General features: G+C 38.7%; 23 protein-coding genes. 9 read left to right on the forward strand and 14 right to left on the reverse strand.

Annotation, left to right across the window (positions count from 1 at the left end):
• Positions 1 to 94: 94 nt before the first annotated feature.
• Positions 95 to 931, reverse strand: coding sequence for an undecaprenyl-diphosphate phosphatase (gene bacA, locus ACFSGI_RS20895; RefSeq protein WP_379284284.1), 837 nt, complete (start codon positions 929 to 931; stop codon positions 95 to 97).
• Positions 932 to 1,287: 356 nt separating this feature from the next.
• Between bacA and ACFSGI_RS20900 the strand changes: the two genes are divergently transcribed.
• The 3 genes from ACFSGI_RS20900 (at position 1,288) to ACFSGI_RS20910 (ending at position 4,720) form a co-directional block, all read left to right on the forward strand.
• Entirely contained in the window at positions 1,288 to 1,770 is a 483-nt protein-coding gene (locus tag ACFSGI_RS20900; RefSeq protein ID WP_069327677.1) for a Dps family protein, read from the forward strand.
• 451 nt (positions 1,771 to 2,221) lie between these two features.
• Positions 2,222 to 3,352, forward strand: coding sequence for a nitric oxide synthase oxygenase (locus ACFSGI_RS20905; RefSeq protein WP_204826135.1), 1,131 nt, complete (start codon positions 2,222 to 2,224; stop codon positions 3,350 to 3,352).
• A 39-nt stretch (positions 3,353 to 3,391) separates the two neighbouring features.
• Positions 3,392 to 4,720 carry a TrkH family potassium uptake protein gene (locus ACFSGI_RS20910; RefSeq protein ID WP_379284288.1) on the forward strand — a complete coding sequence of 443 codons (1,329 nt, stop codon included), beginning with the start codon at positions 3,392 to 3,394 and terminating at the stop codon, positions 4,718 to 4,720.
• Positions 4,721 to 4,736: 16 nt separating this feature from the next.
• Here ACFSGI_RS20910 and ACFSGI_RS20915 read toward each other — a convergent pair whose 3' ends face one another.
• From ACFSGI_RS20915 to ACFSGI_RS20925, 3 genes are all read right to left on the reverse strand, one after another.
• Positions 4,737 to 5,390 carry an amino acid ABC transporter permease gene (locus tag ACFSGI_RS20915; RefSeq protein ID WP_204826136.1) on the reverse strand — a complete coding sequence of 218 codons (654 nt, stop codon included), beginning with the start codon at positions 5,388 to 5,390 and terminating at the stop codon, positions 4,737 to 4,739.
• A 126-nt stretch (positions 5,391 to 5,516) separates the two neighbouring features.
• Entirely contained in the window at positions 5,517 to 6,377 is an 861-nt protein-coding gene (locus ACFSGI_RS20920) for a basic amino acid ABC transporter substrate-binding protein (protein ID WP_379284290.1), read from the reverse strand.
• Between the two features lie 243 nt (positions 6,378 to 6,620).
• Positions 6,621 to 7,169 carry a cysteine hydrolase family protein gene (locus tag ACFSGI_RS20925; protein ID WP_204826137.1) on the reverse strand — a complete coding sequence of 183 codons (549 nt, stop codon included), beginning with the start codon at positions 7,167 to 7,169 and terminating at the stop codon, positions 6,621 to 6,623.
• A gap of 169 nt (positions 7,170 to 7,338) precedes the next feature.
• Between ACFSGI_RS20925 and ACFSGI_RS20930 the strand changes: the two genes are divergently transcribed.
• Both ACFSGI_RS20930 and ACFSGI_RS20935 read left to right on the forward strand, forming a co-directional pair.
• Positions 7,339 to 8,286 carry an aminopeptidase gene (locus ACFSGI_RS20930; protein WP_204826138.1) on the forward strand — a complete coding sequence of 316 codons (948 nt, stop codon included), beginning with the start codon at positions 7,339 to 7,341 and terminating at the stop codon, positions 8,284 to 8,286.
• Between the two features lie 152 nt (positions 8,287 to 8,438).
• Positions 8,439 to 9,977, forward strand: a complete 1,539-nt coding sequence (locus tag ACFSGI_RS20935) for a PucR family transcriptional regulator (RefSeq protein ID WP_204826139.1) — start codon at positions 8,439 to 8,441, stop codon at positions 9,975 to 9,977.
• Positions 9,978 to 10,066: 89 nt separating this feature from the next.
• Here ACFSGI_RS20935 and ACFSGI_RS20940 read toward each other — a convergent pair whose 3' ends face one another.
• Both ACFSGI_RS20940 and ACFSGI_RS20945 read right to left on the reverse strand, forming a co-directional pair.
• Positions 10,067 to 10,651, reverse strand: coding sequence for an LOG family protein (locus tag ACFSGI_RS20940; protein ID WP_204826140.1), 585 nt, complete (start codon positions 10,649 to 10,651; stop codon positions 10,067 to 10,069).
• 141 nt (positions 10,652 to 10,792) lie between these two features.
• Positions 10,793 to 11,512 (reverse strand): 3-ketoacyl-ACP reductase, encoded by a 720-nt coding sequence (locus ACFSGI_RS20945; protein WP_204826141.1) that lies wholly within the window; start codon positions 11,510 to 11,512, stop codon positions 10,793 to 10,795.
• Between the two features lie 184 nt (positions 11,513 to 11,696).
• On the opposite strand from ACFSGI_RS20945, the gene ACFSGI_RS20950 reads away from it, so the two are divergent.
• Both ACFSGI_RS20950 and ACFSGI_RS20955 read left to right on the forward strand, forming a co-directional pair.
• Positions 11,697 to 12,161 (forward strand): hypothetical protein, encoded by a 465-nt coding sequence (locus ACFSGI_RS20950; protein ID WP_204826142.1) that lies wholly within the window; start codon positions 11,697 to 11,699, stop codon positions 12,159 to 12,161.
• A gap of 115 nt (positions 12,162 to 12,276) precedes the next feature.
• Positions 12,277 to 12,825, forward strand: a complete 549-nt coding sequence (locus ACFSGI_RS20955; protein ID WP_204826143.1) for a dihydrofolate reductase family protein — start codon at positions 12,277 to 12,279, stop codon at positions 12,823 to 12,825.
• Here ACFSGI_RS20955 and ACFSGI_RS20960 read toward each other — a convergent pair.
• Both ACFSGI_RS20960 and ACFSGI_RS20965 read right to left on the reverse strand, forming a co-directional pair.
• Positions 12,806 to 14,098, reverse strand: a complete 1,293-nt coding sequence (locus ACFSGI_RS20960; protein WP_204826144.1) for a homocysteine synthase — start codon at positions 14,096 to 14,098, stop codon at positions 12,806 to 12,808. The genes ACFSGI_RS20955 and ACFSGI_RS20960 overlap by 20 nt on opposite strands.
• Before the next feature lie 276 nt (positions 14,099 to 14,374).
• Positions 14,375 to 15,943: an FAD-dependent oxidoreductase gene (locus ACFSGI_RS20965; RefSeq protein ID WP_204826145.1), complete on the reverse strand. Its 1,569-nt coding sequence runs from the start codon at positions 15,941 to 15,943 to the stop codon at positions 14,375 to 14,377.
• 178 nt (positions 15,944 to 16,121) lie between these two features.
• Between ACFSGI_RS20965 and ACFSGI_RS20970 the strand changes: the two genes are divergently transcribed.
• On the forward strand, positions 16,122 to 16,787 hold the full coding sequence (locus ACFSGI_RS20970) for a hypothetical protein (protein ID WP_204826146.1): 666 nt from the start codon (positions 16,122 to 16,124) through the stop codon (positions 16,785 to 16,787).
• Between the two features lie 47 nt (positions 16,788 to 16,834).
• Here the strand turns inward: ACFSGI_RS20970 and ACFSGI_RS20975 are convergent, their stop codons facing one another.
• The gene (locus tag ACFSGI_RS20975; RefSeq protein WP_204826147.1) at positions 16,835 to 17,296 is read right to left on the reverse strand and encodes a pyridoxamine 5'-phosphate oxidase family protein; all 462 of its coding nucleotides are present in this window, start codon (positions 17,294 to 17,296) and stop codon (positions 16,835 to 16,837) included.
• A gap of 176 nt (positions 17,297 to 17,472) precedes the next feature.
• The gene (locus ACFSGI_RS20980; protein WP_204826148.1) at positions 17,473 to 17,652 is read right to left on the reverse strand and encodes a hypothetical protein; all 180 of its coding nucleotides are present in this window, start codon (positions 17,650 to 17,652) and stop codon (positions 17,473 to 17,475) included.
• A gap of 234 nt (positions 17,653 to 17,886) precedes the next feature.
• On the opposite strand from ACFSGI_RS20980, the gene abc-f reads away from it, so the two are divergent.
• Positions 17,887 to 19,521 carry a ribosomal protection-like ABC-F family protein gene (abc-f, locus tag ACFSGI_RS20985; RefSeq protein ID WP_204826149.1) on the forward strand — a complete coding sequence of 545 codons (1,635 nt, stop codon included), beginning with the start codon at positions 17,887 to 17,889 and terminating at the stop codon, positions 19,519 to 19,521.
• 160 nt (positions 19,522 to 19,681) lie between these two features.
• Here the strand turns inward: abc-f and ACFSGI_RS20990 are convergent, their stop codons facing one another.
• From ACFSGI_RS20990 to ACFSGI_RS21005, 4 genes are all read right to left on the reverse strand, one after another.
• Positions 19,682 to 21,097 carry a DNA-binding protein gene (locus tag ACFSGI_RS20990; RefSeq protein WP_204826150.1) on the reverse strand — a complete coding sequence of 472 codons (1,416 nt, stop codon included), beginning with the start codon at positions 21,095 to 21,097 and terminating at the stop codon, positions 19,682 to 19,684.
• Between the two features lie 197 nt (positions 21,098 to 21,294).
• Positions 21,295 to 22,623: a DNA-binding protein gene (locus ACFSGI_RS20995; protein ID WP_204826151.1), complete on the reverse strand. Its 1,329-nt coding sequence runs from the start codon at positions 22,621 to 22,623 to the stop codon at positions 21,295 to 21,297.
• A gap of 61 nt (positions 22,624 to 22,684) precedes the next feature.
• Positions 22,685 to 24,046 carry a DNA-binding protein gene (locus ACFSGI_RS21000; protein WP_204826152.1) on the reverse strand — a complete coding sequence of 454 codons (1,362 nt, stop codon included), beginning with the start codon at positions 24,044 to 24,046 and terminating at the stop codon, positions 22,685 to 22,687.
• A gap of 29 nt (positions 24,047 to 24,075) precedes the next feature.
• Complete coding sequence (locus ACFSGI_RS21005; protein ID WP_204826153.1) at positions 24,076 to 25,371, reverse strand: hypothetical protein; 1,296 nt, start codon at positions 25,369 to 25,371, stop codon at positions 24,076 to 24,078.
• Positions 25,372 to 25,385 lie beyond the last annotated feature (14 nt).

Genomic DNA, 25,385 nt, shown 5'->3' on the forward strand with positions numbered 1-25,385 from the left:
TAGTTATATATATTCATATTATTACAAATATATTAACTCTGAATATCGAATATTGAATCAGCATCTATATCTGTTACACGCCACAACTTTTCGTTTAGCGAGTAAGCAAAATAAAGAAAATAATAGCAAGTGCAAAACGGTAGTACGCAAATACATAAAGCGGAAGACGTTTAAGCAAATTTAAGAATGTTTTGATAGCTACAAGCGCTACAAGGAAAGCCGCGATAAATCCAGCAGCGAAAAATCCAAAATCATCCATACTTAGATACTGAGCACTTTTGACCAGATCTAATCCTGTTGCTCCGAACATCACAGGTACAGACACAAGGAATGTAAATTCAGCAGCGGCTGTATGGGATATTCCAAGTAATAGTCCACCGGAGATCGTAGAACCTGAACGAGAGAATCCTGGCCATAGAGCAAGACACTGGAACAATCCTACGCCAAATGCCTGCTTGTATGTAATATCATCAACCGTCATATTACCCGCTGAGCGACCTTTACGCCATTCGGCATAGATCATTAGCAAACCACCGACAACAAGGCTGTAGACTACCGTCATAGGGCCGAAAAGGTGAGCTTTAATGAAGTCATGCAAAACCAGTCCAACCACAACAGCAGGAAGCATCGCTAAAATAATATGCAAAATGTTTAGACGACGCTGAGGAGCAACGCCATTTTTACTTTTGAGACGACCGTTAAATAAATCAGGAATTGTCATCAAAATATCAATAAACTTACGCCAGTACAATACAACAACTGCAAGTACCGCTCCTAGCTGTACAACAATCTCAAATGTTTTGACCTGTTCTGCATTCTGATCAAGTCCCAGTAGATAACTGGTCAAAATCATATGCCCGGTACTGGATACAGGCAAGAACTCGGTCAAGCCTTCAATAATACCCATAATAATCGCTGAAATAATATCCACGAATGGACCTCCTTTTAATGTGAGCATAGTTATGAATGTAATTTACGCTTACTCCATAGTATGAGATAAGACAGCACTCCGTCAATTTGCTAGATAGCCTATGTTATTTCTGTGCATTTATGGCATCTTCAGAAAACTGAACGAAAAGAACTAGAGATGTAAAGGTTATTGATAAAGTAAGCGTTTGCTTGATAGGTAATAGACAAAAGGAGTGAAATATAAACTCGCAATTTGTCGATCATAAAAAATATTTTTTACAGATAACACTAGCCAAATCGCACACCATCTGTTATGATTAATTCAGGAATTAGAATAAGTCTAAATTTAAAAATATAAAACGAAAAGAGGAATTATCTATGACATCTCTACAAAACACTTCTACTACAACTGAGACTACACAAACAACTGCATTATATAACGCTTTGAATGTACAAATTGCAAACTGGTCTTTGCTTTATACTAAACTTCACAATTTCCACTGGTACGTCAAAGGTGAAAACTTCTTTACATTACATGCTAAATTTGAAGAATTATATGATCAAGCTACTGTATATATGGACGATATTGCTGAACGTTTGCTTGCAATCGGTGGTCAACCTGTCGCTACACTTCGTGAGCAATTGGAATTGTCTACATTGCTTGAAGCAACAGGCACAGAGCAAGCGAACCAAATGGTAAGTTCACTGGTAGAAGATATTGCAACCGTATCTACCGAATTAACAGAAACGATCGTGCTTGCAGAGCAAGTCAGTGACCAACCGACTGCTGATCTATTGATCGGTATTCGCGGCGAAATTGAAAAAGCAGCATGGATGTTGAACGCTTATCTTGGTCGTTAAGATCATCTTCTATCTATTGTAATTATTCCATCAATATTATTCATAATATTGTCTTATCTTGAAGCCCTTCAGACTATTATCTGGAGGGCTTTTGCTGTCGATAAAATAGAAAGTAATAGATAAAGCTTACAGTTAATCATACTGTCCCTTTTACAAGATAAAATTGTTTGTATAATTCAGTCATCCAAATGTAATATGGATACGTATTTTAGAGTGTACCCGCTATTTATGGAACGATATGGAAAGTCTCTCAGCCCTTATACAGCAAGGATGTGCACGTTCTGTGACAATTGTGTCATAAGACTGCCGAAGCGTTGTGTTGTACCGTATAATATGGACAATCCTAATAACGATAAGCAGACCAATCAGGCGGGCTCCCACCAGAGCGTCGTCTGTTTTTATATGGTAGTAGAAGTGATTGTAATTGATAAGATAAAATGAGGTGGAATACATGGCCATTACACATCCGCTAGTACAGGAAGCAACATTATTTTTGCGCCAATGTTATCAAGAACTTGGCAAAAGTGAAGAAGAGCTAGAAGCACGTCTACAACAGGTAGAGTGTGATATTCAAAACAATGGCAGTTATGAACATACATTTGAAGAATTAGAGCATGGAGCTAAGATGGCATGGCGTAATAGCAATCGCTGTATTGGACGTTTATTTTGGGATAATCTCAAAGTACGCGATCAACGTCATATTCAAGGCACAGAGCAGATCGCAGACTCTTTACTTGAGCATATCCGATATGCTACAAATGGAGGTAAAGTTCGTCCGACGATCACTATTTTTAGACCGCGTGCGATTGACGGATCAGAGCTAAGAATTTGGAATCATCAATTGATTCGTTATGCAGGTTATCAGACGGAAGACGGTATCGTTGGTGATCCTGCTTCACTTGATTTTACGCAATTTTGTGAAAAGTTAGGTTGGAGTGGGGCAGGAACTTCGTTTGATGTGCTTCCTTTGGTGATTAGTGAATATAATGGTGCACCACGTTGGTTTGAGATTCCGCAAGCTGATATCATGGAAGTACCGATGATCCATCCTGATTTTCCGGGATTTACAGAAATGGAATTAAAGTGGTACGCTGTTCCCATCGTTTCTGAAATGCGCTTAAATATTGGCGGTATTCATTATACAGCAGCCCCTTTCAATGGCTGGTATATGGGTACAGAGATCGGTGCGCGTAACTTTGCAGATGAACAGCGATATAATTTGTTACCACAAATGGCAAAAATCATGGGACTCGATACCAGTAGCAAAGCCACATTATGGAAAGATCGTGCATTAGTGGAGCTGAATTTAGCGGTATTGTATTCGTTCAAAGAAGCAGGCGTTAGTATAGTCGATCATCATACAGCGGCTTCCCAATTTCAGCGCTTTGAAGAGCGAGAAGCAGAAGCCGGGCGAGCTGTAACAGGCAATTGGACATGGCTAATTCCGCCGATGTCGCCTGCGACTACGCATATTTTCCATCAATCGTATGATAATCGGGTTGTTACCCCTAATTTCTTTTATCAGGATAAACCATATGAACAGAAAGCTTCTGCTTCGCAAGGAGGCTGTCCGTTTCATTAACATGAGAGGAATATTATTTTGAATAAAATGGCAAGGCATATGAAGGGATTTGTTCATCCGGCACGCTTAATTCCATTAGGATTCGCAGGGATGATCTTGATCGGGACGATATTACTGAGTCTCCCGATAGCAGGTACAAATGGTCACAGCGTAGGGTTATTGAATGCTTTTTTCACTTCGACTTCGGCTGTCTGTGTGACAGGGCTTGCTGTTATCGATACAGGAGCGAGCTTTTCACTATTCGGTGAGCTGGTAATTATGGTACTGATCCAGATCGGTGGGCTTGGATTTATGACGTTCGGGGTGCTGTTTGCAGTATTACTAGGCAAGCAGATTGGTCTCAAGCATCGCTTAATGATTCAGCAAGCGACTAATGCTTTTTCTACACAGGGATTAGTAAAATTATCACTTAACATCTTTTTGATCGCTTTTGTACTTGAATTTGTGGCGATGATCACGTTAACGTTACACTGGGGGCCAACAATGGGTTGGGCACCTGCTCTGTATCAAGGTGCATTTTACGCGATCTCTTCTTTTAATAATGCAGGGTTCTCGTTATCTCCAGATAGCTTATCCAGTCATGTCGGTGATCCGGTAGTCAATACGGTCGTTATTTCACTATTTGTAATCGGTGGACTTGGATTTATTGTCGTGACCGATATATTACAAAAGCGCAGATGGCGCAGATTTTCATTAAATACGAAGCTTGTACTGATGACTTCAGCGATCGCCACCGTATTCGGGGTATTATTTGTACTTGTAGTGGAATGGGGCAATCCAGCCACACTTGGACATTTGAGTATCGCTGAGAAAATATGGGCATCGCTATTCCAAGGCGTTATGCCTCGTTCATCAGGTTATAATACGGTCGATATCGGTGGTCTGATGGCGGCAACACAATTTGTTTTTATTATTCTGATGTTTATTGGAGCTGCCAGTGGTTCAACCGGTGGCGGGATCAAAACGAATACGTTTGCGATTTTAATGCTTGCGCTTTACAGCGTAGTACGTGGTCGTAGTGAGATTCGTGCATTTCATCGTAGAATTAGCTTTGATACGGCATTCCGCGCACTGGCTGTTATTATGATCTCGCTCGGGATTGTGTTTACGATGACGATTTTACTGACACTGACCGAAAGTGGAACAGGCGCTCAATTTCTAAGTATTTTTTATGAAACTGTTTCTGCTTTTGGTACGGTAGGTTCGTCGATGGGCTTAACCCCTCATTTAACACCTGCTGGCAAAATCATCATTATTATTACAATGTATATCGGTCGTCTGGGCCCGCTTGCTCTAGCGTACGCACTCGCACAGAAAAACAAAGAAGCCAAGTTCAGTTACCCGGAAGAAAAGGTACTGATTGGCTGATGTTCTGTAGCACTGACTAATTAATTCTTTTTTCCAACCAATTCAATAATTTACTTAACGAATAAGTAAGAATAAAGTAGATGATTGAAGCGGTGATATAGGGCTCCCATACACGCATATATTGTCCACGCATACTGTTGGCATAATACATCAGTTCAGGAGCGGCAATAATAGCGACTAAGGAAGAGTCTTTAATCAGTACAATAAATTCATTACCAAAAGCAGGAATCATTCGCTTGATCGCTTGAGGCAAAATAATATAACGCATCGTTTGGCGGCGTGTCATCCCTAGAGATAACGCCGCTTCCGTTTGCCCTTTTTCGACAGATTGAATACCAGCGCGGAAAATCTCGGCAGTGTACGCGGCTGAATTAAGGGTCAATGCTACGATAGCCGCTAAAATCGGATCACTTCGATCTAACAGCAATGGAATTAATCCAAAATGCACCATAAGTACTTGTACCAATAACGGTGTGCCGCGGAAAAAGTTGATATAACAAGCTGTCGGTAAATGAAAGTAGGCTTTGGAAGACATGCGTCCAAATCCCATAATCAGACCAAGGATGGAACCGAAAAGAATCCCTGCAAATGAAATACCAATCGTTAATAAAGTTCCTTTTAATAAGATCGGGAGATAATAAGCGATAATATCGAATCTAAAGTCTGTCATGAAGAGTCCCTTCCTATTCAAAAAGGTTGTGATAACCGAGAAAGTATGCGCAATAGTTGGATAACGCATACTTTCTTTTTTTATAGTGATATATAGACTAACCGTGTATTTATAGACAGATCATGTTTAAGACGTACCTGCTTTGGTAATTTCCGCTTTTAGATTGGTCAGATCAGGCGCTGTGCCGAACCATTTTTGATAGATTTCAGCATATTTTCCATTTTCGATCACTGTTTGAATCGCAGGATCGATTTTGGCTTTGAGCTCACTATTTTTAGGGTAGATCAATCCATAGTATTCTGAATTGAAATTGGTATTATCTGTGATACCGACTAATTTGTTATTTGGATTGTTTTTGATATATTCGCGTACGACAGCAATATCGGCGACTACAGCATCTGCACCACCATTATCCAGTTCGAGCAAAGCTAATGTATTACTATCGAATTTTTTAAGATTAGTACTGTTTTGTCCCATGATTTTGGACATCAAAATATCCGCAGTAGTTCCGTTTTGCACAGCGACCGTTTTGTCTTTCAGATCGGTTGCACTTTTGATCGGGCTTCCTTCTTTGACCATAATCATATTAGTCGATTCAAAATAAGGGATAGAGAAGGAGTACGTTTCTTTACGTTCATCGGTGATTGAGACAGCAGAGATACCTGCTTTGTACTCGGTTCCTTGTTTGACACTTTCCAGTAAAGTATCCCATCCAATATTAGTAACTTCGTATTTCACTCCAGCTTCTGCCATAACAGCCGCTAGAAAATCGATATCAAATCCTGACACTTTATCCAAATCCATAAATTCCATTGGAGCATATGAAGCATCTGTAGCTACTTTGATCGTCTCATCTCCTGTAGACGTTGCTGTGCCTGAATCGGTTGAAGCCGCAGGTACAGGGTCTTTTGCAGGCGGTGTACCGCAAGCAGCTAACATAATAACCATTATTAATGCGATCACAGGTAATAAATGAGTCTTTTTCAAATCATAACCCCCTATTAATTTACTTTATATGATAAGTATATTAACAATAATAATGTAATATCTCAATAAATAAATCATTAATTGTTATATAAAGTTACATTATAATAAAAAAATCTATTCTATCCTTTTTAGAAAATACAAATATTAACTAAAAAGAAAGAATAGATTACATGGGGATCGTATAATCAATCTATATTTTGAGATAAATGAAAAGGATAAATCACAACCTTCTATATCTGCTAATTAGCTAGTGGTGGTCGGTTGAAATACAACCTCTTCTACAGGCGTTACAGTAGCAAAGCGTTTATTCCATACGTTTTCATGATGCGCGATAATCTGATCGGCACGTAATACTTGACTATCCAGTGTACTTGTCCCGTTTTGGATAACAATATTGTGCTGATATCCTAGACTGTAAGCCGCTCGTAATGAGGTATCGATACAAAACTCAGTCTGTGCACCGGCGAAAATGATCTGTTCGATCTGATTGTTTTGAAGCCATGTCAATAGATCAGTCTTGTAAAAAGTATCCCATTTGGTTTTGCGGAATACAGGATCTTCTGACTGACGATCTAGCTTATGATGTATTTCCCATTCAGGTGTATCGACATATAAATCTTCACCTGCGGTATAACTGGTATGTTGAATAAAGATCACCGGACAATCGACCGTCCGAGCTTGGGCAATCAGTTGGTTAACCTTTTTGGTTAATTGATCACGCCCATACAGCGCATTTTCAGGTAGATCAAAAAAGATTTCTTGCATATCAATAATAAGTAATGCTTGTTTCATTCAGATTCCTCCGCTCTCTTGGGCATCATTTGCACTTATAGTATACCTTGAAAAGGATGTATATCGTATAAATCTCATTGGTATTTTATACAGAGTTATGGAACAATATAATACATACAGCAAGTGAATCTTTTATTTATAATCTAATAATCAAAAGGTGGATATAAGAATGAGTGAAGAACGTATCGAAATTAGCAAAAATGTATTGATCGATTGTCTTGGACTGAAAGCAGGTGAATCGCTGGTTGTGGTAGCAGACGATAGCCGTAAACATCTCGCTGAATCTCTGTATGAAGCAGGCAAGCGATTAGGAGCCGAATCGATGCTGATGGTAATGCAAGAGCGTAGCAAATCAGGAGAAGAACCACCAGCATCGATCGCTACAGCGATGATGAATGCTTCTGTAGCGATCTGCGTGACACGCTATTCGTTAACTCATACGGCTGCACGCAAACAAGCTGCTGCCGCAGGCACACGCGTTGCAACAATGCCGGGCATTACAGAAGATATGTTTACACATGGAGCGATTACAGCAGAGTATGGCAAAGTCAAAGAATTAACCGAACATGTGACGGGCTTACTTACAAAAGCATCGACAGTACGTATCGAAAAAGAAGGATACAGTCTATCGTTTTCTATAGAAGAACGTGAAGGTGTACCGAGCACTGGATTGTATCTGAATCCTGGGGAGTCGGGTAACTTACCTTCTGGAGAAGCATATATTGCTCCAATGGAAGGAACCGCTCAAGGTCAGATCGTTATTGATGGTTCGATCGCTGGCATAGGAGCATTAGATTCTCCATTATTACTTAATATTAGTGAAGGTCGTCTAGTCGCAGCAGAAGGGGATACTGGCGCTGAACTATTGCTAATGCTAGGTGATGGTGATGGACGCATATTAGGGGAATTTGGAATCGGGACTAATGACAAAGCACGTATTACAGGAATCGTATTAGAAGATGAAAAAGTATATGGGACGATCCATGTAGCTTTTGGTAGTAACAATACATTTGGTGGAACCGTTGCCGCTGGTGTACATATTGACGCTGTTGTCCAAAAGCCAGATGTGTATCTGGATGATATTCTCATTATGCGTGCTGGCGAATTGTTGGCATAATGTATCCTGAAAGAGCGCTATTTCTTTGATGTATCCAAAGAAATAGTGCTACTTTTTTAGGTTAGATAATATCTTATAATAGAAAGTACAATATAGCCTATATATTGAAAATGCATAGAATAGCAACCATGATAAATACGGCGGTGAGCAAAATGAGAACAGTAGAAATCACAATCAAAGAGTTACTGAATATGCCTTTATTGCAAGAGGCGCAAGTGATAAGCGGAGCCAAAGGTGTAGAGCGATACGTAAAGCAAATTGATATGCTCGAAGAGCCTTATACTATAAAAGATTATGCCACAGGAGCATTGATCTTTATCCATGCTTATACGATTCAACAACAGCCTGAAGTGCTAACCACTATCATAGAGCAACTGTATACAAGTGAAGCTGTAGGAGTAATGATCAAATCTTCACAGAAAATAGATTCTATGATAGAAGAAGCTAGATTACAAAGTAATGCTTATGAATTACCCATCATTATGATACCGGAACATATTTCCTATATGGATATCACGTATGCCGCTATAGAGCAGACCTTATATCGACAAGAAAAATTACTACATCGGTCTGAAGAAGCTTATCGTACATTAACAGCAATGGTTCTTGAAAATATAGGTATCCAGGCTGTCAGTGATCATGTAGCAGGCTTATTAAAAGCCCCGGTGGCTATTATTGATCATAGTGAAGCCTTGATTGTCTCGTCTCCGATCGGTTGGGATTTTCGTCAGGCGCGTTATCCGGTACAGCGCAATATCAATATCGATCAGCGAAGTGTAGCTTATTTATTAATAGATAAAGAACAATGGAATGCGATGGAAGAAGTAGGGATTGAACAAGCACGATTAGTATTAGCTCTTGAATTGATGCGTAATAAAATTATCGAGGACACCGAAAATCGATTGCGTGGTAATTTTATTGATGAATTGATGACTCCTCCTGCACCACCCCGTCATGAAGTAGAACAACGTGGACAGCAATTAGGAATGAATCCTTTGCATTTATGGGAAGTGGCAGTGATTGAAGGAAGTGTAGCACCGGATGAAGAATGGATGACAAGGCTACTGTATCAAGAAGCGGCGAAGTATAATATTCGTCCTCATATCGAATTTCGTAGCAATCGAGCGATTTTGTTTTTGCCTACTCCTCAAGGGAAAGTGACTTCATCTATCGATACAGAACAGTCTTCGATTCCCTGGGCAACGATTGTATTATCCTGGTTAAATGATCAGGACGGCAAATTAGCAGGTTATCGCTCGGGGATTGGACGACCCAAAGCATTATGGGATATCCATGAAGGATTTAGTGAAGCACGTAATGCACTGACTATTTCGAGAAGATTAAGTGGAGAGACCGCTTTGACAGCGTACAAAGATATCGAAGTGTATCATTTACTACGCGGTACTATGGATGAAAAAGGATTTGGTCTATTGTTCGACCGTAAGCTTGGTAAGCTAAAACAGTATGATGAAGAACACACGACTGATTTATTACGTACCCTTTTTTTCTATCTGGAAAGCCGAAGTAGCTTAATCGAAACAGCCCGTCAATTATCTATTCATCGCAATTCTGTCAAATATCGGTTAGAACGTATTCGTGATATTACCGGATTCGATCTCAATGATGCTCATGAACAGTTTGTCTATCAGATGTGCTTGATATACTATTACCTACTAGAATATTCGGAATAATATAACAGGATGATACAATACAATACCCGTAGAAAAGACAGACAATGATCTATCTTTTTCTACGGGTATTTATATGAGTTGTATTTGATTTATGTCCAGGCAGAAGGGTCCCAGCGTAGATCAGAAGTGATCGGCATATCATGACTTACTTGTTCTAACAATGTATCGGCATCATCAGAGTAGACGAGACGACTTAACGAAGACGCTTCTGAAAATCCTTCATGTACTGTATGTTGGATCAATTGGAGCAGAGGTTCATAATAACGATTGATATTGTATAATCCTAGTGGCTTGTGATGAATCCCAATCTGTGACCAGCATAACACTTCAAATAATTCTTCCAGTGTACCAAGCCCACCTGGTAAAGCAATAAAAGCATCTGCCATTTCTTGCATCATCGCTTTGCGTTCATGCATACTATCGACTCGAATTAATTGTGTTAGTCCTTGATGTCCTCGTTCGCCATGTAGCAATCCGGCAGGCATTATCCCCGTAACTTTACCTCCTGCTTGTAAAGCAGCATCTGCCATAGCTCCCATCAATCCCAGTCGTGAACCTCCATAAATCAAATGAATCTGATGTTCAGCAATACGTTGACCTAACCATGAGGCATATTGCAAATAATCACTATTGTAACCTGTGCCTGAACCTGCAAATACACATATTGATCTCATAATATTCACTCCTTATGCAAGGTATACCTCTGTCTATTATATATACCCTTTATCAACACAATATAAGAAAAAGCCTTGAATGTATCCAAGGCTTTATTGTAAAAAAGATATCTTATTCACTTCTAGATAACAAAGTGTGTGTTATTGCGGATTATTCGTCCACAGACCAGCACTTTTCAGCAAGACACGAGAAGGTAATTTAAGTGCAGCTACAACCAATTCAGCCAAATCTTCCGGTTGCATCATGCGATCTTCGTCACCGATCGGTAGACCAGCATTTACAGCAAGTGGAGTATTTACAGTACTTGGTGTTAACGCAGTCACACGAATATTAAATTTGCGTACTTCTTGCATTAACGATTCAGTCATACCGAGTACAGCAAATTTAGAAGCGCAATAAGCGGAACCTGTAGCGAATCCACGTTCACCTGCGGTTGAAGCAATATTGATAATATCTCCGCTTTCTTGTGCGATCATACCTGGTAACAATTCATGAGTCACATAATACGTACCCATCAGGTTCACGCGTAGAATCTGTTCCCATTCTGCCGGGTCCATATCCACCATTTTGCCAAAGCTACCGATACCTGCATTGTTAATTAGAATATCTACACGTCCCAAAGAAGCCGCAAGCGAAGCAACCGCTTGACGTGCTTCTTCCGAGTTCCCGATATCTGCTGTCGCTGTAAATACTTGAATATCATAAGTAGAAGTCAATTCAGCTTTTAACTGTTCTAGATCAGAAGCTGTACGTGCAAGTAATCCTAATTGCACACCTTCTTTCGCAAGAGCTTCAGCAATCGCTTTACCGATTCCTTTACCTGCTCCTGTGATAATAGCTGTTTTATGATGAATATCCATAGATGAAATCCTCCCAAATAATCGTATGATAGATTGCGTACTTATTATACTCTTCTAGACACATACGGGCAAAATTAAACATATTACTTTTGAGAAAATGTAATAAAATCAGTTACAAATTCCGACAACTCCTATATACTGATATATTGTGGAATTTAATTCCTAGAAAGTGAAGGGATGCCTTTTGAATCAATACCATGTCCAGCTTGTTATCGAAAAGTTGCTACAGCGCGCGCATAGTAATGTACATGTTCTGACCAAAGAACATTTTCCAGGAGATCGTTCGGTAGGTGGAAAGTTCGGAATGAATAGCCGTACGATTACTTTATATATTCAGGAGATTCAGGAGCAGTGCACTGAATTATTTGGATCATTACAGTATATAGAGCAGTATTTTCAGATTATATTTGCTCACGAATTAGGTCATGCTCATGACCCAATGTTAGAGATGCTCGCGGATGAATTAGAACGCTGTTCGGATTCTTTACAATCTGCTCGTATTTCTTTACGGATCGAAGAAAATGCGTGGGAATATGCACGTGATCTATTACCAGAAGTAGAACCTTTTATTTTCCAGACGATTCTAGATCGTTCGCTTGAAGCGTATTATGATGCGTTGACTGTTCATCAGACGGGGAATATCGCATGATCTTATGGCTAACTTATTATCAACATACCATTATAAAAAGATAAATTAGAGACACGAACATGTGTACTGATTTATCTTTTTTTGTTACACTAAATGCAAATGAGGAGGTGTATTTATGAAGTTCAAAGATCAATCCAAGCGTCGTGTTATTTTGTTTATAGCGATGTCTTTAGATGGATATATAGCAGATGAACAAGGGAGTGTAGAGTGGTTAGAACAGATTGAAGGGGAAGGTGATAACGGGTATACCGATTTTATAGACCAGATCGATACAATTTTTATGGGTAGACATACATATGAAGTTATTCAAGGGTTTGATATGCCTTTTCCATATCAGGATAAGCAGTGTTATGTATTTTCTCGTTCATCTCAGCAGGCAGATGAGTATGTTACTCATATTCAAGAAGAATTAACATCATGGATACCACAGCAATTAGAACAATCAGGTAAGCATATCTGGTTAATGGGTGGCGGTCAGCTTGTTCATGAATTTTTGCAACATCATTGGATCGATGAAATGATGATTACGATAGCGCCTGTGATGTTAGGTGCAGGAATCCCCCTTTTCCGAGAAGGATTCCCGACCTCATCATGGGTATTGAAAGAAACGCGTTCCTATGGACAATTAGTCACACTACATTATATTAAGCCTGACTTGCTGTAACCGCTTGCTCCAGATCGGCGATAATATCTGCAATATGTTCTGTTCCTACCGACAAACGAATTAATTCTGGACGTACGCCCGCAGCCAGTTGTTGCTCTTCGGTCAACTGCTGATGGGTTGTACTGGCAGGATGAATAATAAGTGACTTGGAATCACCCACATTAGCTAGATGCGAAAATAATTGCACGTGCTCAATCAATTTCTGCCCAGCTTCAGCTCCACCACGAATTCCGAATGTTAGAATTGCTCCTTGACCTTTAGGCAAATATTTCTGCGCTAAATGATACGAAGGATGACTGGCTAGACCGGGATAGCTGACCCATTCGACTTGCGGATGTTGCTCTAGAAAAGCAGCCACTTGACTAGCATTTTCACTATGACGTTCCATCCGTAAATGGAGCGTTTCCAATCCTTGCAACAATAACCATGAGTTAAATGGAGCAATCGGAGCGCCTAGATCACGCATCAGTTGCACGCGAGCTTTGATAATATACGCAACTGCACCTACCGCTTCTGTGTACACCAATCCGTGGTAACTAGGATCAGGCTCTGTTAACCCTGGAAATTTACCATGGGCTGTCCAATCGAACTTCCCACTATCTACAATCACACCACCAATCGATGTACCATGACCTCCGATAAACTTGGTTGCTGAATGCACTACAATATCAGCTCCATGTTCAATCGGACGCAGTAAATAAGGGCTTGGAAATGTATTATCGACAATTAGTGGAATACCATGTTCATGTGCAATCGCAGCGACTGCTTCGATATCCAGTACATTACCAAGTGGATTGCCTACCGTTTCAGCATAGAGTGCTTTGGTATTTTCGGTAATCGCTGCTCGGAACGTCTCAGGATCATCCGAATCGACAAAAGTCACCTGGATACCAAGCTTCGGTAATGTATTTGCAAATAAATTATATGTACCTCCATAGATGCTAGCGGCAGATACAATATGATCGCCAGCGCTTGCAATATTAAGAATAGAGAAAGTGATTGCTGCTTGACCTGATGCGGTAGCCAATGCACCTGCACCGCCTTCGAGAGCAGCTATTCGTTGTTCAAATACATCTGTGGTTGGGTTCATCAGGCGAGTATAAATATTGCCGGATTCTTTCAGCGCAAATAGATCAGCCGCATGTTCACTATCACGGAATCCATAAGAAGACGTCTGATATAGCGGTACTGCTCTTGAAAAAGTAGTCGGATCGATTTCTTGTCCTGCATGAATAGCAAGTGTCTCGAATGAAAAAGGTTGATGTTCAGACATAAGCTCAAATCTCCTTTAATCAAATAGAATAGGTGAATAGAGGCTGTCGAATCAGAGGTGTTATTCATTCTCAATTTTACCTATTTTCGCATGATCTGATGTAATATTCAATCTTAATTTTATAATTCCTATAAAAATAGTATGAATTTATAAAGTGGTCATTGTTAAATAAAGTAGATAAACAATATACCAAAAAACCTCAACGATAATTGGCGAGTTTTTTTGGTATATGTCTATACGATAATCACAAGAGAATAATCAACAGCATAGATTGAATTAACGATTTACTTTTTTCAAAGCTTTAGTTGCCGGGCCTTCGATCACTTCACCATTATAAGCAAATCGTGCGCCATGACAAGGACAATCCCAAGAACGTTCAGCTTCATTCCAACCAACTTCACAACCCATATGGGTACACGTTGTATCGACCATGTGCAGTGCTCCTTGTGGATCACGATAAGCACCTGTACGCTTGCCATGATGCCAGATCACTCCGCCTTCATCATTGTCCAGATCATCTGCTTTGCGACGGTTAAAGTCTAATTTACCAGTAATCATTTCTTTAGCGACATTCGCATTTTGCACAACGGCTGTTTTGATTTTTGTCAAAAGCGGTTGTTTGCGAGACGGATTAAATAGTTCTGCATACCGGTTATCCCGACCCATAATCATATCGGTCATCATATGAGCAGCAAGTGTACCTGAAGTCATGCCCCATTTAGCAAAAGCAGTACCGACTAGAATATTCGGTTCATCTTCTGTGATATAACCGATACAAGGGATATCATCCAGCGAAAATAAATCTTGAGCAGACCAGCGATACGGAATTTCTTTAATTCCGAGTAACATTCCTACAAATTTCTCTAACCCTTCATAATGGGTAATCGTCTCATCTTCTTGCCCTGTTTTGTGACCATTACCACCAACGATTAGCATTTCTTGTCCATCGATTGTAGCCGAACGAAGAGAATGCTTCGGTTCATCGACACTCAGATACATTCCACCGGCAAAAGTCGTTTCTGCACGTACAGCTAATGTGTAAGAACGCTCAGCATGTAGACGAGCAAAGTAAAATCCGTTCTGATCTGTGACCGGATAATGTGATGCCGATACCACTTTGTCGCAAGTAATCCCAAATTCCTGATCTTGTATCAACAGACGTGGACGATCTCCTGATTCCACTTCTTCAATAATTGTATCTTCATAGACAGTACCGCCAAGTAACAAAAATTGTTGTAACAAGAATACAAGATATTGAAGAGGATGAAAGCGCGCTTGATCGGGCAAAGCAATGGCTCCTTTAATACTTAACGGAATAGGCAACGAATCGATCCATTCACCAGGAATTCCTAATTTACGGTAAGCATCCATTTCTTTTTCTAACTTTTTGAGTACCGAATCATCTGACTCTACATAAATATAAGATGTCTCTTGTTGCCAATCACAATCGATATTATTTTCTTCAACTAGACGACGCATATAGTGTAGTGCTTCTTGTGCACCTTCATAATAAAGAATCGCTTCTTCTTCGCTAAAATTGCTAATCAACTCATCATAGATCAGACCATGCTGTGAACTGACTTTGGCAGTGGTATATCCTGTTGTTCCGTCTAACACTTTGCCACTTTCTACTAACACTACTTTTTTGCCTTCTTGAGCAAGCAAATAAGCGGTTGTAATACCTGTGATACCTGCTCCTACAACCACGATCTCTGTATCTAATTCTCCTTGTAAAGCAGGAAAAGTAGGCAAGTCGACAGTAGCTCTCCACAAGGAAGATGGATATTCAGGTAGATTTTGAGGCGATAGATTTGGAGTTGTTTCTTCATGAGATGGTTCTTGCATAGTTGTCCTCCGTCCGATTCTGTAGTCAGAACCCCGTAATGTGTAATCGGTTATTTTCCATTTTCATTATTACCACCGTATGGGTAACACTAAGCGCCTAGTTATAGGTGATATAATGTATAAGCAGGAATTTCATGGTAAAATAGAATACTTCATCAACTATAAAGGAGAGATACATATGACTAAAGCAACGAAAAGTAGACCATCACGTGTAGTTGTACTAGGAAGTATCGCTTTATTATTAGCGATGATGACAGGGTGCCAACAAAGTAATTCTGCTGCACCAGCAACCAGTGAACAACCATCTACAACAGCTTCAACTTCAACCCAGACCACCGACAATACTAGCAATAACAATACAAATAGCACCTCGACAAGTTCCACAGCAGATACAACTACATTTACAGAAGAGCAAGTAGAGCAAGCTATCCAATTCGCTTCTAATTACAAAAAAGATCAATATACAGTAGGCGAGGAATACAAGAAAAACACTTCACTAGAAGAAATGATCGAACTAGAAATGAAGAAAAATGAATCTTATCTTACAGAAAAACAATTACAATATCAGACTGTATCCAGAACGCTCACTTTACCTATGCAGTTAGCTGTTAAAAAGCAAAGTACGTTAAGCCCTCAAGATCTAGAAATACACAAAAAAGAACCCCAAACGAAACAAGGAGTTCTGCAACTTTCTTATACGATGAAGATCGCTTTTGCGAACGGGGAACCAAGTATTCCTGTTGAGGGCGAATTACAATTACAGCCTACCGCAGATACATGGGAAGTTAGCTATGATGTGTTTAATCATAACGACTTATTTAACATTATCAAAGCCAAATCATAAAGCGTAAACACATTTGCCAAGATAGATCATAAATACAGTGATCGCTATTATTGGAGTAATTCTTTTAAAGTCTGTTGCCAGCGTTCCAGTACGTCATCTGCTTGATGAAGCTCAATCGTGATACCGGAAGTAAGGGTAGCATATTTGGCAGTATCTTCACGAATATGTTCAACGGTAGCAACAAATCGCGCTCTAGCGTATGTAGCATGTGGTAACGCTGGCAAAGGCATAAGCGATAAACGCAAAGCATACGATACCCCTTGCCAGACAAATGTCAATAATGCTTGCCCTGTGCGTGTAATATTGCCAGTAGTCGTTGTACCTTCCCATAGAGCGAGTCGGAGATGCTTGCTATCTGTAGCGATCACTTCGCCTACACTGACCATCGCTTGATGCGGATAACCATCTTCATTAACCGTAAGCAGAGGCATCGCCAATTGCTGTTTTTCATGTAATTGTTGTCCACTAAATAGTTCTAATAGTGTAGAAGAAAGAGTGACGGTATTCATACGTATTCACATCCGTTTCTAAAAAATAGGTTGCTATCAACTAGCGATCTATGTTAAAAATATATTAATTATACCCGAGTCTGTTGAACCTGTAATCTATGGGATAGAAGCAGGAAGATTCAACGACTTGAATAGGAGAAGGAGGTGAGGCAGGATGTTGTATTTCCCATTATCTATTACGCTTGAGCGCAGACCGCTTGGTAGCTGTAGTATTGTTCATTCATTTGGCGACGACGGGAGAAGTCTGTCCAAAAATGAATATCTTTATTATGGCGAAATGTCGCTCCTGCCTTTATCTCCAGACGGATACAGAGCGTAAGCTTGTCTAGATACGAAACGATGATTGATCGGTGCAACGGAAAGCACTTCCGGTACAATTACTTCGTATTTTCTAGCAAGCCACATGTAACACTCTATACCTGCTGGCATATAAAGCGTCTGCTCTGATGCAAGCAAAAACAGAGAAGTCGCTGGGACATTTCCCTGCGGCTTTTTTTGTGCTATTCATTATTCATCTTATGGATATCAAGCAGTCGCAAGGCAGAAGCGCATTTCCCTCTACTTTATACACTCAGAGGAGAATGAACAATATGTCTATTATGATCGCCTGTCAGCAGGTTCAACAATATTATGGTGCCGAGCATGTGTTAACGAATGTTACTTTTGAAATTCAGAGTGGAGCCAAAGTCGGTCTGATCGGAATGAATGGAGCAGGCAAAACAACGCTATTTCGTATTTTATCGGGTCAAGACAAACCTTTTCAAGGTGAAGTCCATATACAAAAAGGAGCCAGAGTGGGCTATCTGCAACAGATGCCTGTCTATGCTCCACATATTACAATCTTAGAAGTTCTGCAAGAAAGCTTTGTTCATCTCACCCAATTGCAAGAGCGAATGGAGCAATTAAGTATACAGATGTCAGACGAACATCTGGGAGAAGAGCAAATGCAACGTGTATTGCAACAGTACGGAGAAGCATTGGATACCTTCGAGCGTGGCGGTGGTTATGAAATGTCTGCTCGAATCGACCGGATAGCGAATGGGCTGGGGATTCCTACCGAACATTATGATCGCTTGTTCGAAGGACTATCTGGTGGAGAAAAGACCAAAGTCGGTCTTGCTAGATTGTTGCTGACCGATCCAGATATCTTATTATTAGATGAACCAACCAACCATCTGGATATGGATGCTGTCGTCTGGTTGGAGCAATTTATCAGCCAATCGACAGCAACGGTAGTCGTGATCTCGCATGATCGTTATTTTTTAGATAAAGTAGTCCATCAAATTGTAGAACTAGAGGACGGAGAAGCAACCGCGTACCCGATGAGCTATTCGGCATATCGAGACGAGAAACAGCGCCGGCTGGTCAGACAATTCGAAGATTATAAAGATCAGCAAAAAGAGATTAAACGCATCAAAGAGTCAATCAAACGTCTAATTGAGTGGGGCAACCGTTCCAATCCACCTAACCCATCATTCCACCGCAAAGCCGCTTCGATGCAGAAAGCATTAGATCGGATGGAAAAAGTTAAACGTCCGATCATGGATCGTGCGCAGATCGAATTGGATTTGAGACAGAAAGATCGTTCAGGAGATCGTGTATTGGTACTGGATCGAGTGAGTAAGCGTTATGGAGAAAAAGTACTGCTAGATCAAGCATCTGCGCTATTACGGTATGGGGAAAATGCTGCGATTATCGGTGGCAATGGAGCAGGCAAAACAACCTTATTACGCATGATACTAGAGCAAGAAGCCATCGATAGTGGCACATTGTCACTCGGATCGCGTACTGAAGTAGGTTATCTGGCACAAGAAGCTGCTCCACCTGATCTAGGGGAAACAGTACTGCAATGGTTCAAGCTGGCGGCGAAGATGGAAGAAGGCGAAGCTAGAGGACAGTTAGCGAAGTTCTTATTTTATGGATCAGACGTGTTCAAAAAAGTCTCCGGTCTATCCGGTGGCGAATGGAGCCGTCTCCGTCTAGCCATCCTTATGCACGAACGCCCGAATCTGCTGATTCTGGATGAACCGACCAACCATCTGGATATTTCTGCGCGAGAAGCACTGGAAGAAGCATTAGAAGAATTTCCAGGAACGATACTGACCGTATCGCATGATCGGTATTTTATTAATAGGATAGCTGGTCAGATTTGGAGTCTGGATGGTGGGGCATTGAGTGTGAATTTGGGGAATTATGAGGAATGGAAAGTAAAAAACTATAAATAGCAATTAATAAGAAAAGCTTTTAAATAATCTATCAATTTAAATTGATAGATCTTTAAAAGCTTTTATATAATACAAGATTAAATTTTACTACTATCCTCCTACTCCATGATCCGTTGTTTGGAACTGAGTATGAGATAAGCCAGAAGATATTAAAGTTACACTAGTTAAGCTCACTAGTAAGGTTATTGAAATCAATAATTTTTTCATTATTGCCAACTCCTTTCAACATAGTTTCATATTCAATTAATTGAGCAGGTTTCGCAAGATTTTTAGCTTTTTCTATTGAAGCTATAATATCTAATATTTTATTCTTATTGTATATCTTAATAGATAATTTTAAACTCTTTAATAAATTCTCAATAGCGTCATAATATTTAGATTTTTTAGCTAAATAAATAGCTAATTGATAATGAAAATTAATATATCTACTTATTATAATTGCTACTTTGCTATAAGAATTTTCTGACAAATTATCAAAATCAAGAGAATCTTTAAACTTTATTAGTAAATCATCAATATCAAAATTGTAGTCATTTGCAGCTTTTAAAATATTTGACATTGCAGATAAAATTTCATCTGGGTGTTTATCTAAAAAATTTACGTAATCATCAAGAACAGCTGTATTACCCATTAATACTTCAATAAGATACATATTAGCAGTAGCAAAATGTGAAAGTCTCAAAACTTCTTCTTTTCCATTATCGTCAAGAATTTTAAACCAACTTAAATCCATGTATTGTTCTATATAAGTTTTGGCTTCCTTATATTTCCCCTGATGTTCTAACGCTGCACCTTTAATTAAATACGATTGACCATAATATACTACTAAAGGCTTCTCTGTATCTAAAGACTCATAATTTTTAGTATCTTCTAATTTCTTTTCTTCAATAGCGTATACTGTCTTAATAACTGAACGTAATTCATCTGAAAATCTTTCCATAATACTCCAGTTTTGAAGAGTGTAATAAATTATAGCTAAATTTAAAAGACCATCTAAAATAAGGTTCTCAGGCAATCGGTCTCTAAATGGTTCAAAGCGGATTGCAGCTCTAAAATTATCTTCTGTATTTTCTCCAATTGAAGCTCTAAATACTCGATAGTGCGAAATAGCTAGTCGCTCAGAATGTTGATGTTTCTCATTTTCAATCACACATTCATAGAATGGCAACGACTCTTGTACCTTGCCTTCATCATACAATTCTTCAGCCAATCCAAAGATCGAAATCGTATTATTCAAATCCTCCATCAGACGATCAAGAACTTCTTTAATACAGTCATACCGACCAATCTCTGTACAACGCAATAAAAATGCTTTTATCCGACGCCAGTCTGCTTTTTCATTAATAAAACATTCGTCCACATAATACTCATACATCCAGCCTTCCGCATGACCCAAAGCTTCTGCCATTAAGTCTAACTGCCGAATAGAAATCGACTTTGGAGGATTACCATTCAAGATTCCGCTGATGATACCACGGTTGATTCCAGCCTGTTTACCGAAGCTGCTTAATGAATGTCCTTTTTGTCGAATTCCTTTTTCAATCTCAAGCCGTATGGTTGTGGTGTTGGTAATCATAACCGAACACACCCCTTTATGTTGAAAGTTTCCCGTTGTTGCGCCCCAGTAACCCCATGAAATTCAAATTTATTACATTATACATTACGCTTTGAACAAGGGTCAATTACTTTTAATTAAATCTTTAAAATTTAGGAATCACAAAAGACATAGTTACCATACAAGGGAAGTTATGGTTTCTATGTCTTATTGGGTACTCATTTTCCATTTTTAGAAATCAGTCGAAGCTTTTTAAATAGCTCAAGACAATCTAATATTCGGCTTTTGTTATATTTGGTTACAGTCGATTCCAGAGCTAGCAGAATTCTTTCAAGCTTATCGTCATATGTTCCTTTATTGCATTGATAAAGTGCTAATTGGTAATAAAGATTAATATAACGACTAACTCCTGTCTGCTCTGTATATTCAGTATATTGATTAATATATTGAATAAGATCATCAGGATAAATAATTTCACTAAATTTATTAATGACCAGATCAACGGTATAATTATGCATATTTGCAGCTTTAAGTGCCATATGCAAGCTTGCTAGCGTTTCTTTAGGATGTTTTTCCGTTAACTCAATATATTGATCTAATCTTGAAAAATCTCCTTGTAATAATTCAATGTTATGCCTATTGAAAATAGCAAACAGCTTAAATCGTTCTACTTCGTGAAGACCTGCTTCATCTAGACCTGGAAACCAACTTAAATCAGCAAACTCATTTATAAATAGAAGGGCTTCGTCGTATTTTGCTGTATACTCTTTGGCAACAAATTTCATAGAATACGAATGAGCATAATAATAGACTAAAGTAAATGGAGTATCTAAAGAGTTGAAAGTATTTTTCTTTTTTTGTTGTTTGATTATCATTTGAATTAAGGAAATCAATTCATCCGCATAGTGTTCGCCTAATATCCAATCTTGAGTACCATAACAAATAATAATAAGCTGTAATAGAGCGTCTATCGTCAAAGCTAAAGGAAGTTTGTCTCGATAAGGACTGAATTGTATAGCTAAAAGTAGATTGTTCTCAATATTTTTATCGATTGATTGTCTAAATATGCGATACTGACTAACAGCCATTCTTTCACTATATGATTGCCTTTCATGTTCTATAATACATTGGTAAAAGGGTAGCGCAGATAATGTTCTTCCTTCTTGAGTTAGATCTTCTGCAAATTCAAATATATTTGCAAGATATGATACGTCTTCCATTAAAAGATATAGTGTTTGTACAATTAATTTTTGATTTTCTAATTCTACACAACGAACTAGCAAAGAACGGACACGTCTCCAATTGGCTTTACCATCTTCAAAACATTCATTCATAAATTGCTCGTACAACCAGCCTTCTTCTTTTCCTAAGGCATGAGTCATTTGATCCAACTGTTTGATCGATATGGGTTTAGGAGGGTTTCCGTTCAGAGTCGCACTTAATATCCCTCGATTAATTCCTGATATTTTACTAAAATGGCTCAGTGAATGTCCTTGAAGATCAAGTTCCTTTTCTAATTCGTCCCGTACAGTTATTCGATGATTCATCGATTTCACCTCAGTTTATAGGTCAACGATATGAAGTTAAATAGTTAGCATAGTTCGTCAATTATTCTTTGTTTTCTCTAGGCATTTCACGTAATTTTTTAAATAACTCCAGACAATCCATAATGCGTCCACGATTATATTTTTCTACAGATGTTTCTAGAGCCAATAGAATTTTTTCAAGTTTTTCATCATAGACGTTACGATTACATTGATAAAGAGCCAATTGATAATAAATATTGATATAGCGACTAATTCCGATGGGGATATTTTGATAGTGATCTCGTAGAAATCTAGCTTGATGAATATAATCTAAAATATCATTTGGATAAATAATATCGTCAAAGTATGCGAGAATATGATCTATCTTCATATCATATTTGTTGGCTGCTTTTGAGATAATAAGTAAGCTAGGTAACGCTTCGCTAGGATTAGCTTTTAATAATTCAAAATAGTCTACTAATTTATCCGTATGTCCAGTTAACAGTTCCAAATTCAATTCATTGAACCGCGCATATATTTTAAATTTTTCCACATGTTCTTTTCCTAGATCGTCTAGACCTTCAAACCAGCTCAAATCCGAGAACTCTTTTAAGTAAGGACGAGCTTCATCATACTTCTCCATATGTTCTAAAGCTACAAATTTCATCAGATGACTTTGAGCATAATAAGTAACGAGAGGTCTTGTGAAGATAGGCGCTGAATTCGCTATATTCTTTTTTCTTCGTTTACACTCTTGTTTGTAAATAATATTAGATAATAGATTCAGTTCGTCTGCAGATGTTATAAGCATATTCCAATCCTGCACAGTGTAATAGATATTCGCCAATTCTAATAAAGCTTCAAGCCGAAAATGATCGGGTAAGCGATTACGAAAAGGATGAAATACCATCGCAAGTCTGAGATTGTTTTCGATAATTGGACTAATCCGGGCTCTAAATAAACGATAATGACTAATTGCTAATCGCTCAGAATGATAATTCCGCTCATTTTCAATCACACATTCATAAAAAGGCATAGCTACTACAGTCTGGTTTTGCTCCACTAATTCTTCTGCTAGATTAAATACATGAGCAACATGAGTAGGATCTTCCATCAACAAATTTAAAATATCGCCAATCAGATCATCCCGATTAAGTTCTATACAGCGAAGTAAAAGCGCACGAACACGTCGCCAGTTAGCTTTGTTTTCTTCTGAGAAGCATTGTTCTATAAATAATTCATACAGCCAGCTTTCAGGTTTGCCAAGAGCTTTAGCCATAGAATCCAATTGAGTAATAGACATGATTTTGGGAGGGTTTCCATTCAAAGTCGCACTTAAAATCCCCCGATTGATTCCAGAAATTTTGCTAAAATGACTAAGCGAATAACCCTGCTTATACATTTCGGACTCTAGTTCAGTGATTAGGGTTATTCGATGTTTCATGCAGTTCACCTCGATATATTAGAGTATTTTTAAAGCATGGAACGAAGTACATTTTGGATTAAAGAGGTATAATCTAATGTCAGACTCATATTGCATTTTCGCAACGATTTTTTTAAATGTTCAATCGTTTTATTCAATTCTAAAGGTTCCTTTTGATGTTTCGATTGATATAAAGCAAGTTGATAGCAAACATTTGTATACTGGTTATCCATAATATATTTGTTTTGATATGAATTAACGTACGGATTGCTAGTAATATAGGAATGAAAGGTTTTGAGTATATGATCAATATTCATATCGAACTTATTAGCTACTGTAAGAATAGTCAGCATGCCGGGAATAATTTCTCCTTTGTAATTTTGAAGGTAGCACACGTAATCTTCTATTACCTCGAAATTACCTTTATACAACTCAAAACAATACATATTACCTTCAGCAAACATTTTGAAATTTTTAATTTCTTGTTTAGACTCAAGATCATTGCAAATAAACCAGCTTAAATCAGCATAGATTGATGTGTACATAATTGCTTTGTCGTAGTCTTCTGTTTTTTCATAAAAAGTAGCTTTAAATAAGTAACCTTGACCATAATATTTTATAAAAGGGCGTTCAGCTTCGATATGAAGATAACGATTTGTATCGTACAAATTCTTTGTATATTTGATTAAAATATCAGCGTATTGATTCATCATTTCCCATTCTTGAACGGTATAATAAATAATTGCTAACTGTGTCCAACCTTCTAACTTTAAATTATCAGGCAAACGATCACAAAAAACTTGAAAAGTGACAGCAGCTATAAAATTCTGTTTAATATCCCGTTTAATCGAATAGCGGAAAATGCGGTAATGACTGATTGCCAGCCGTTCCGCTTGGTAGTTGCGCTCATTGCTTACGACACATTCATACAACTGCATGACACTGTCACTCGGGTTGTCTCCAATTAGTTCTTCAGCCAATTCAAAAACATGATTGAGATATGATATATCTTCAAGCAACAAGCACAAAATGCGGTCAATCAAAACGTTTCGATTCAGTTCAATACAACGGATTAGAAGTGCGCTCACACGTCGCCAATTCGTTTTACCTTGTTCGTCAAAGCATTGTTCTACAAATAGCTCATATAGCCAACCTTCTGGCTTGCCCAGAGCAGCATTCATACTATCTAATTGATTAATTGACATCGGTTTGGGAGGAGTTCCGTTCAAAGTGGCACTTAAAATGCCACGATTGATTCCAGAAACTTGACTGAAACGACTAAGAGAATAACCTTGCTTAGAAATCTCATTTTCTAACTCCGTACATAAGGCTATTCGGTTGTCCATACAGATCACCTCTT

It is taken from the genome of Paenibacillus nicotianae, from assembly GCF_042681745.1.
GTDB classification, from domain to species: domain Bacteria; phylum Bacillota; class Bacilli; order Paenibacillales; family Paenibacillaceae; genus Saccharibacillus; species Saccharibacillus nicotianae.